Here is a 9,299-nt window from a genome sequence, read left to right as displayed (position 1 = left end):
AGGGCTAAGTTTACTCGCCTAATAAAAAACCCCGCCAATGCGGGGTTTTTTTTCGTCCTCTTGTTGCCAGAACATTCAATGCCTGGCGCCATAGAGGCGTTCTCACGCGCTTACTTGGAATCTTTGCCCAGAATCGCCTTCAAGTCTTCTTTCAACGACGACATCTGGTTCGCATACTTTTCTTTGCGTTCAGCGTCTTCGATAAGCTGCACGACGGTTTCCGACAGCGTAACGCCACGGCGGCGCGCCAGGGCAGCCAATCGTTGCCAAACCAAAAACTCCAGATCGATAGATTTTTTACGCGTATGCTGATGTTCTGCGTTAAAATGACGTTTGCGGCGGGCGCGGATCGTTTGTTTCATCCGGTTATCCAGTTCCGGATTCATATGAGCGGCAATCCATGCAAGTACCTTGACCGGCTCATTTTCCAGCTTCAGCAGCTCGTTAACCGCCTCCTGAGCAGCGCTGTTTTCAATGTAGCGGGTAATGAGTTCCCCTTCCCGGTGCTTCTTCACCAGGTACTTCCATTTCCAACCGCTCTCCAGATTTTCCAGTTGCTGATATTTCATCTTGAGCTCTTCAGTGACCGCGTAACTTCAAATAAGCATAACAGCTTTGCGCCGAATTTCCCCGGCAATTAAACCGTCTTTTAGACTGTTTTTTGCACAGTCACCGCGCGATGTCAAACTCCCTGATGCCAACTGGCACTCCGCATGTATCAAGCCGCCGTTATTCTTGTATAATCGCCCTTTCCCTTTTTAACGATTGCATCTAACACTTTGACCAATAACCGACTTGAATGGCAATCTTTATTGCCGGACGTAACGCCTTATCAGGCGATATTTGATACCGCCGCTCAGTTGGCACCCGTGCCCTTTTCCGCCATTCAGCCTCGGCTGGAAAATGCCCTGACGCTATTTTGCCACCCCCAATCGCCACCGCGTTTCATGCTGTTGAAAGCGCAAGAAACGCGTGAGTATCTGGAACTGATCGCTCACGCCGTCAAACCACTGCTGCCGAAAAATACGGCATGCCGCGGCAGCCACTATGTCATTCAGGATGGCAAGGTCAGCGTCGAGCCTGCCAGCCGTGGCGATGAACCTTTTGCCGCCGGCGGCGCTTGTCTGTTCCAGGAGTGGATTGAGCCGGAACAGCTGTTTGGCTGCGTACGGATCCACAATGGCGACATTACCCTGCAACCGGGTCTGGTGCACCAGGCCAACGGCGGCATTCTGATTCTGTCGGCGCGGGCGCTGCTTGCTCAGCCGTTGCTGTGGCTGCGGCTGAAACAGATGATCGGCCAGCGTCAGTTCCACTGGGTATCGCCAGACGAAACCCGCCCGCTGCCGGTAGCCATTCCACCGATGCCGCTGGATCTGCGGCTGATTGTAGTCGGCGACCGTCACGGCCTGGCCGATTTTCACGATATCGAGCCGGAACTGAGCGAACAAGCGATCTACGGTGAATTCGAAGACGATCTGCAGCTGACTGAAGTTGATGATATGGCGCAGTGGTGCGGTTACGTCAACGGCGTGATTGCCGACCAGCAGTTGCCGATGCTGGCGACCGACGCCTGGCCGCCGCTGATCGTCCAGGCTGTGCGTTACAGTGGCGATCAGGGCATACTGCCACTCTCGCCGGTTTGGATTGGCCAGCAGCTATCCGAAGCCGCACTGTATGCCGAAGAAGATCGCATTACGGCCAAAGCGTTCGAGGCGGCGTTAAATGCCCGAGAATGGCGTGAAAGCTATCTGGCCGAGCGTATGCAGGATGAGATTGAGTTGGGTCAGATCCTGATTGAGACCGAGGGTGAAGTGGTCGGACAGATCAACGGTCTGTCAGTCCTGGATTATCCCGGTCATCCACGCAGCTTTGGCGAACCGTCGCGCATCAGTTGCGTTGTGCATCTCGGAGACGGCGAGTTCACCGACGTCGAGCGCAAAGCCGAACTGGGCGGCAACCTGCATGCTAAAGGCATGATGATCATGCAGGCGTTCCTGATCGCCGAACTGGATCTTGATCAGCAACTGCCCTTCTCCGCTTCCATCGTCTTTGAGCAATCTTATGGTGAAGTGGACGGTGACAGCGCCTCGCTGGCTGAGCTGTGCGCATTGATCAGCGCCCTGTCACAGCAACCGATCACCCAGCAGATCGCCGTCACCGGCTCTGTCGACCAATTCGGCAACGTACAGCCGATAGGTGGCGTTAACGAAAAGATCGAAGGTTTCTTCGAGGTTTGTGTACGCCGCGGTCTGACGGGCAAACAGGGCGTCGTATTGCCCGCGACCAACGTGCGCCACCTGTGCCTGCGCCAGGACATCGTCGACGCGGTACGCGAAGGGCAATTCCATCTGTGGGCGGTAGAGAGCGCGGCGGAAGCCTTGCCTTTGCTCACAGGTTGCCTCTACTCTGACGAACAACAGCCGAATTTGTTGGCGGCCATTCAGGAACGGATTGCGCAGGTGAGCCTGCAGGAACGCCGTCGTCCGTGGCCGCTGCGCTGGCTCAACTGGTTCAACCACGGCTGATCGGACTTGTTCAGCGTACACGTGTTAGCTAACCTGCGTCCTTCATTAAAATAAGGCTTACTGAGAACATGGTAGATAAACGCGATTCCTATACGAAAGAAGACCTCGAAGCATCCGGCCGTGGCGAGCTGTTCGGCGCCGGTGGCCCACCGTTGCCGGCAGGTAACATGTTGATGATGGACCGCGTGGTCAAGATGACCGAAGACGGCGGGACTCACAACAAAGGTTATGTGGAAGCGGAGCTGGATATTAATCCGGACCTATGGTTCTTCGGTTGCCACTTTATCGGCGATCCGGTCATGCCAGGCTGTCTGGGCCTGGATGCGATGTGGCAGTTGGTCGGTTTCTACCTCGGTTGGCTGGGTGGCGAAGGCAAAGGCCGCGCGCTGGGCGTTGGTGAAGTCAAGTTTACCGGCCAGGTGCTGCCAACCGCGAAAAAAGTGACCTACCGTATTAACTTCAAACGCGTCATCACCCGTAAGCTGATCATGGGCGTCGCCGATGGCGAAGTGCTGGTTGACGGTGAAGTGATCTATACCGCCACCGATCTGAAAGTGGGTCTGTTCAAGGATACCACAGCGTTCTAATCACGCAGACAAGAGGGCGGCCATCGTCTTCTTTGCTAATGCTCTTCGCATGCATGCCATCACGCCCAGCGTGATGGCATTTCTTTCTCTTACCGTTTAAAGACTACCCACCTCCTTTAATCGCCCGCTACCGAACCGGTTTATCCCGCATGTCTCTACCGAAACGGACAAAGCCACAGGCCGGTTGAGCGCCCCCTCCCCACAGCCAGCTATCGACACGATAGCGGTTTTTGCGTCCGGTTATTTTCTTGCCCCTTAAAATCACCTAGTATAACCATCCACGTAACTACAATAAATGTACCGACAAAGGGCCGATATGCAAAAAACCCGCTTTAGCGATGCACCTTGCCCCGTCGCACGTTCATTAGATCGTGTCGGAGAATGGTGGAGCATCCTGATCCTGCGTGATGCCTTTCAGGGGTTGTCCAAATTCGACGAATTCCAACAAAGCCTGGGGATGTCACCGACTCTCCTGGCCCGACGCCTGAAGGATTTGGTGGCCCACGGCATTCTGCATAAGCAACGTTATCAAACGCGGCCGGTCCGCTATCAGTATCTGCTCACCGAACGCGGCAACGATTTTCTCCCCGTGCTGGCAGCTCTCTCAGAATGGGGCAATCGCCATTTGATCGACGGTGACATTAGCGCCTTGTTAGTCGACAGCCGCACCGATCGGCCGATCCAGGTCCAGTTGGTCAATATCGATAGCCAACAACCGGTGCCGCCGCAGTTTATTACGCTGGCGCCAGGGCCTGCGGCAAATGAAGGCATACATCAACGCGCCGCACTGATGCGGCAACGGCGCCTCGCCGATTTATCCGAACTTACCAAGGAGTCGTCATGAGCAATCGTCGTATCGTTATTACCGGCATGGGTGCCGTTTCACCGTTAGGGTGCGGCGTGGAGACCATCTGGCAACGTTTGTTAAAAGGAGAGTCCGGCATTCGGGCTTTACCTGACGAGATCGTTGCAGATTTACCGATCAAGGTCGGAGGTCAGGTTCCGGCGCTGGCGCAGGATGCTGAAGCGGGCTTCAACCCCGACGCTTCCGTCGCCCCCAAAGACCAAAAGAAAATGGATCGCTTTATCCTGTTTGCCATGGCGGCGGCGGATGAAGCCGTTCGTCAGGCCGGCTGGATAGCCGATACGGAGGAAAAACAAGAGCGCACCGCCACCGTCATCGCCTCGGGCATTGGCGGCTTTCCGGCGATTGCCCAGGCGGTACGCACCACCGACAACCGCGGCGCCAAGCGCCTGTCGCCCTTCACCATCCCCTCTTTCCTGGTCAATCTGGCGGCCGGCCATGTTTCCATCAAGCATCACTTCAAAGGCCCGATTGGCGCACCGGTCACCGCCTGTGCGGCCGGCGTGCAAGCCATTGGCGACGCCGTGCGTCTGATCCGCAATGATGAGGCCGATATCGCGCTGTGCGGCGGTACCGAAGCCGCTATCGACACCGTCAGCCTGGGCGGATTCGCCGCCGCGCGCGCTATGTCTACCGCACCGGCCGAGTTGGCAAGGCAGGCTTCTCGGCCTTTTGACAGCGCGCGAGACGGATTTGTCATGGGGGAAGGCGCCGGCATGCTGGTGATTGAAACGCTGGAACACGCGCGGGCGCGCGGCGCCACACCGCTCGCAGAAATCGTCGGTTATGGCACCAGCGCCGACGCCTACCACATGACCTCCGGTGCCGAAGACGGCAACGGTGCTTATCGGGCGATGAAAACCGCGTTGAAGCAGGCGAACGTCACCCCAGAAGAGGTTCAGCATTTAAACGCGCACGCGACCTCAACGCCCGTGGGCGATCTGGGTGAAATCAATGCCATCAAACACCTGTTTGGCACGACAGGGAGCGTCGCGGTAACCTCGACAAAATCCGCCACCGGGCACCTGCTCGGCGCCGCCGGCGGGCTGGAAACCATCTTTACCGCCTTGGCTCTGCGCGACCAGATCGCCCCGGCGACGCTGAATCTGGACAATCCCGATCCGGCGGCGGCAGGTTTGCACCTGGTCGCGAAACGGGCTGAATCGATGAGCATAACCTACGCCTTATCGAACGGCTTCGGCTTTGGCGGCGTGAATGCGAGTATTCTACTGAAACGCTGGCAGGACGAATAAACGGCACAAACAAAAACCTCCGCCAAGGGCGGAGGTTATTCCTTTTATTTGACAGGGAGCCGCTTAAGCGGTCACAGCCCTGTCTTCCATGGCTTCTCGCCAACCTCCCAGCCATTGAGACCGGGCGTCCACCGATGATTGGTAGGGACAATGTTCCCTGGAACGCCCTAAAATACCTGCCTGATACCCTCTCGAATGCGCCCTTTCCAGACGATCGCGTTTCTGTCTCTTCATGCCTCGTTTCCCTCATTTTGGTCTGGTGGAAAGAAAACAATGGCTGCTTTTTGCGCAGCCACGAGTAATCAATAGCGCTAAAAGAAGAGAAGATCAATGCGCAAAATTCACGCCAATGTCATATTTGTGAGCTACGCCCGAGGAAAATGCTAAGTGGCTGATCTGCCGGGAAAGGGTTTAACTGTTTGAAATAAAATATAAATCCCTGCCAGCGAGAAAAAACGGATTTTCACACCGACAGGGATTAGACGATTTTAGACCAAATTATGACTAAATGCCGCCCATCTGTGCTGCGATAGCCTGAGCTTCCTGCTGCCATCCCTGCGCCAGGGTGCGCACCAGGGCATCATAGCCGTCTTCACCCTGTTTCAATTCCAGGCTGAAAGGCCGTTTGATCAAGCGCCCCTGGCGATTCAGCACCCACTCGCCGCGAATGATCGCCTTGCCGTCAAAACGGCCGTGGAAGCCGCTGATGGTCACGTTCAGTACATCCTGATCGCTGCTCATCGGCTGCGAAGAGACCACCCAGCCCGGCAGCGCGCTGCTCAGGTTGGTGACCAGCGTTTGCTGCAGCTGCTGGTCGAGCGGGCTGGCCCACAGGTTGTTCTGGGCTATCACATACTGTACGTCGTTGGTCTGATACACCACGCCGTTCTGCGCCAGATAATCCGCCACGCTCACGTGTTCCAGCCACAGCTGGCGCGTGGAAGCGCCGCTGCTGCTGGCTGCAGCAGGCGCACCCAGCGCCGGCAACTGATAGTAAGTCTTCTGTGGCGAACTGCTGCAGGCGCTGAGTAACAGCGCCAGGGCTACCGGGATCCATTTCATCATTTCGTGGCCTTCTTCGGCTGAGGGTCAGTGCTGCCGGCGGCTTCAAACACCAGCGCGTTGCTCTTCTCATTCAGGGTGCGCAGCACCGGTTGCAGCTCACGCAATACCTGATCGAGGCGCTGCATGTCGCCCACCATCTTGTTGTAAGCCGGTGAACCAGGCTGGAGCCCTTTCATGCTGCGGTTCAGCTCCAGCAGCGTTTTCTGCATGTCCTGCGGCAGCGCCTGCATCTCTTTGCTGGCGATGATGTCGTTCAGCGACTTCATGGTCTGCTGCGTCGACTTCATGGTTTTCTGACTTTCTGCCAGCGTCTTGGTCGCTTCGTTGATCATCGGATTGATCGGCATCGAATTAATCTTATCCAACGTCTGCATCAGTTTCTGCTGGATCTGCGCCAGACCGCCGCTGGTGGTCGGCATCAGCGGATAACCGAACAGCTCGCGCGGCCCTTTCCACGGTTTTTCCTGCGGATAGAAGTCAAGATCGATGTACAGCGAACCGGTCAGCAGGTTGGCGGACTTCATCGAGGCGCGCATGCCGCGAGACTCCGCATCTTTCAGGTGCCCTTCAATATCGAAGTTGCCGCCCAGCTGTTTCTGGAAGCGATCCGGCTCGATGCGGATCAGCACCGGAATGCGGTAATCGTTATCCAGACGCTGCGCCATGCCGTCTTTATAGAACGGCACCTGCGCCACCGTACCCAGACGGATGCCGCGGAACTCGACCGGCGCGCCCGGCTGCAGGCCGCGTACCGAGTCGGAGAAGAACAGCAGGTAATCCTTATGCACGGTATACAGTGAATCCTGCGTGCTGCGCTGGTTGTCGAACAGCTGGTACTCCGCCTTCTCTTTCGCCTGTTCGCCACGATCCCAGCCGTCCGGCACGTCAAAACTGACCCCGCCGCTGAACAGCGTGGTCAACGAGCCCATCTCCACCCGCATGCCCTGCGCCGACATGTCAAACGCCACGCCGCTGTCTTTCCAGAAACGCACGTTGGTGGTGACCAACTGATCGTAAGGCGCGGTGATGAACAGCTGATAGCGCATAGCGCGTTCTTTAGGATCGAAGTAGCTGGTTTCCACCGACCCGACGCGATAACCGCGGAACAGCACCGGATCGCCGGCGTTGAGCTGGCCTGACTTCTCGCTGTCCAGCACGATGCGCAACCCTTTGGCATCCGGGGAGGCCAGCGGCGGCGCATCGAGCAGCTGATAGTTGTCTTTGCCGTCTTTGCCTTTGTTGCCCGGCTGCAGTTCGATATAGGCGCCGGAGAGCAACGTGCCCAGCCCGGAGACGCCTTCACGGCCGATCTGCGGCTTCACCACCCAGAAAGCGGAATCCTGGCGCAGCAATTTTTCCATGCCGGAATTGAGGCGAGCCTGCACCATCACCTTGCTCAGGTCATCGCTCAACGTGACGGTTTCCACCACGCCGACGTCAACGCTGCGGCTTTTGATTTTGGTTTTACCCGCTTCCAGCCCTTCCGCCGTCGAGGTCACCAGCGTCACCACCGGCCCCTGATGGCTGAAGTGGTAAAACAGGATCCAGGCGCCGATCAGCGCGGTCACGATGGGAATGATCCACACCGGCGACCAGCGTTTGATCTTCTCGACGTCCGCGACGCTATGATTATTTTCCGTCACCTTGCGGCTCCTTGTTGATTGTTTCACTTGCGCGATCCCAGGTCAGCCGGGGATCAAATGTCATGGCGGCGAACATGGTGAGGATCACCACCAGCGCGAACAGCACGGCGCCCGTCGCGGGATAAATGCTCATCAACTGCCCCATTCGCACCAGCGCCGACAACACGGCGATCACAAACACGTCGATCATTGACCAACGGCCAACGAATTCGACCACTTCATAAATCAGATGCATACGCTCGCTGTCGGCGCGCGGTTTCTTCCTGCCGTTTGCATCCCAGCACAGCCAGCCGATCGCCAACATTTTCAGCGACGGCACCATGATACTGGCGATGAAAATCACCATCGCCACCGGATAAGAGCCGTCCCCCCACAGCAGGATCACCCCCGCCATGATGGTGGAGTTCATCTTGTTGCCCAACGCCTCGGTCACCATGATCGGCATCAGGTTGGCCGGAATATACAGCATGACAGAGGTCACCAGCAGCGCCAGCGTCCACTGCAGGCTGTGACGACGCCGCACGTAGCCCTTGGTGTGGCAGCGCGGACAGCGCACCTGATCGGCCGGCAAGATCGCCGTGCAGCACGCGCAAGAGCGCACGCCCTGGCGCATGCCGGTGCGCCCCACCGTCAGCGGGCGATTAAGTCGCGGCGCCGGTTCGATATCCTGCCACAACCAGCGCCGATCCACGCACTGGAAGGCGCGCACCTGCAGCAGGCAGAACAGGCAGTAAGGCACGAAGCTGCTGCCGATGCCGATATCGCCGTAGGCCATCAGCTTGACGAAGCTGACCAGCACCCCGGCGAGGAAAATCTCCACCATGCACCAGGTCTTGAACTGGAACAGCACCCGGGCCATCCATTCTTTGAGGCCCAGCGGCAAATGCACTCTGGCGCACAGCAGGATGATCGCCACCATGCAAAACGCCGGGATCAGCTGCACGAACACCATAAACAAGGTGGCCATGCTGGCGTAGTCTTCCGCCACCATGACTTCCGGGATTTGGATCAGCCGGATTTCGTTGCCGAGGCCGGCGACGCGCATGTTGATAAACGGGAAAATGTTGGCCAGCACCAGCATGAACAAGGCGCTGAGCGCGTAACCGATCGGCCGCTTGCGCGGCTCGTCCCAGCGGGCGCTGAGCGTGGTTTTGCAGCGCGGGCATACCGCTTTGCTGCCATAGGCCAGCGGCGGCAGCGCCACCAGCATGTCGCACTGCGGACACAGCATCAGGTTATCCTGTTGCGCCGCCGAGGGTGCGGAATGACTATGCTGCTGATGATTGTTGTGGGAACACACCATATTCCTCCTAAATAACGTTGCTCACCGGCACGTCGATGCCGCCCGCAGCAGCGCG

General features: G+C 57.6%; 9 protein-coding genes. 4 read left to right on the top strand and 5 right to left on the bottom strand.

From position 1 onward, the window contains the following. Nucleotides 1-110 precede the first annotated feature (110 nt). Nucleotides 111-569 (bottom strand): macrodomain Ter protein MatP, encoded by a 459-nt coding sequence (gene matP / locus ADK28_RS20650; protein ID WP_033640796.1) that lies wholly within the window; start codon nt 567-569, stop codon nt 111-113. A 210-nt stretch (nt 570-779) separates the two neighbouring features. Between matP and ADK28_RS20645 the strand changes: the two genes are divergently transcribed. From ADK28_RS20645 to fabF, 4 genes are all read left to right on the top strand, one after another. Continuing rightward, nucleotides 780-2,528, top strand: coding sequence for an AAA family ATPase (locus ADK28_RS20645; protein ID WP_033640797.1), 1,749 nt, complete (start codon nt 780-782; stop codon nt 2,526-2,528). Between the two features lie 68 nt (nt 2,529-2,596). Then, nucleotides 2,597-3,115 (top strand): bifunctional 3-hydroxydecanoyl-ACP dehydratase/trans-2-decenoyl-ACP isomerase, encoded by a 519-nt coding sequence (gene fabA / locus ADK28_RS20640; RefSeq protein WP_004928144.1) that lies wholly within the window; start codon nt 2,597-2,599, stop codon nt 3,113-3,115. A 316-nt stretch (nt 3,116-3,431) separates the two neighbouring features. Then, on the top strand, nt 3,432-3,959 hold the full coding sequence (locus ADK28_RS20635; RefSeq protein ID WP_028127999.1) for a winged helix-turn-helix transcriptional regulator: 528 nt from the start codon (nt 3,432-3,434) through the stop codon (nt 3,957-3,959). Then, nucleotides 3,956-5,233, top strand: a complete 1,278-nt coding sequence (fabF, locus tag ADK28_RS20630; RefSeq protein ID WP_048796535.1) for a beta-ketoacyl-ACP synthase II — start codon at nt 3,956-3,958, stop codon at nt 5,231-5,233. Before ADK28_RS20635 ends, fabF begins: the two co-directional genes overlap by 4 nt. 63 nt (nt 5,234-5,296) lie before the next feature. On the opposite strand, the gene rmf is transcribed toward fabF, so the two are convergent. The 4 genes from rmf to pqiA form a co-directional block, all read right to left on the bottom strand. After that, nucleotides 5,297-5,467, bottom strand: coding sequence for a ribosome modulation factor (rmf, locus tag ADK28_RS30440; protein ID WP_004928150.1), 171 nt, complete (start codon nt 5,465-5,467; stop codon nt 5,297-5,299). Nucleotides 5,468-5,737: 270 nt separating this feature from the next. Next, nucleotides 5,738-6,298: a membrane integrity-associated transporter subunit PqiC gene (gene pqiC, locus ADK28_RS20625; RefSeq protein ID WP_016928294.1), complete on the bottom strand. Its 561-nt coding sequence runs from the start codon at nt 6,296-6,298 to the stop codon at nt 5,738-5,740. Further along, nucleotides 6,295-7,941, bottom strand: a complete 1,647-nt coding sequence (pqiB, locus tag ADK28_RS20620) for an intermembrane transport protein PqiB (RefSeq protein WP_016928295.1) — start codon at nt 7,939-7,941, stop codon at nt 6,295-6,297. Before pqiB ends, pqiC begins: the two co-directional genes overlap by 4 nt. Beyond that, nucleotides 7,928-9,241 carry a membrane integrity-associated transporter subunit PqiA gene (gene pqiA, locus ADK28_RS20615; RefSeq protein WP_373978911.1) on the bottom strand — a complete coding sequence of 438 codons (1,314 nt, stop codon included), beginning with the start codon at nt 9,239-9,241 and terminating at the stop codon, nt 7,928-7,930. The genes pqiB and pqiA overlap by 14 nt, the downstream gene beginning before the upstream one ends. Nucleotides 9,242-9,299 lie beyond the last annotated feature (58 nt).

This window comes from Serratia sp. 506_PEND (genome assembly GCF_001076875.1).
GTDB classification, from domain to species: Bacteria; Pseudomonadota; Gammaproteobacteria; order Enterobacterales; family Enterobacteriaceae; genus Serratia; species Serratia marcescens.
Note: the sequence above shows the minus strand (reverse complement) of the source record. Positions and strands in the feature narration are given on the sequence as shown.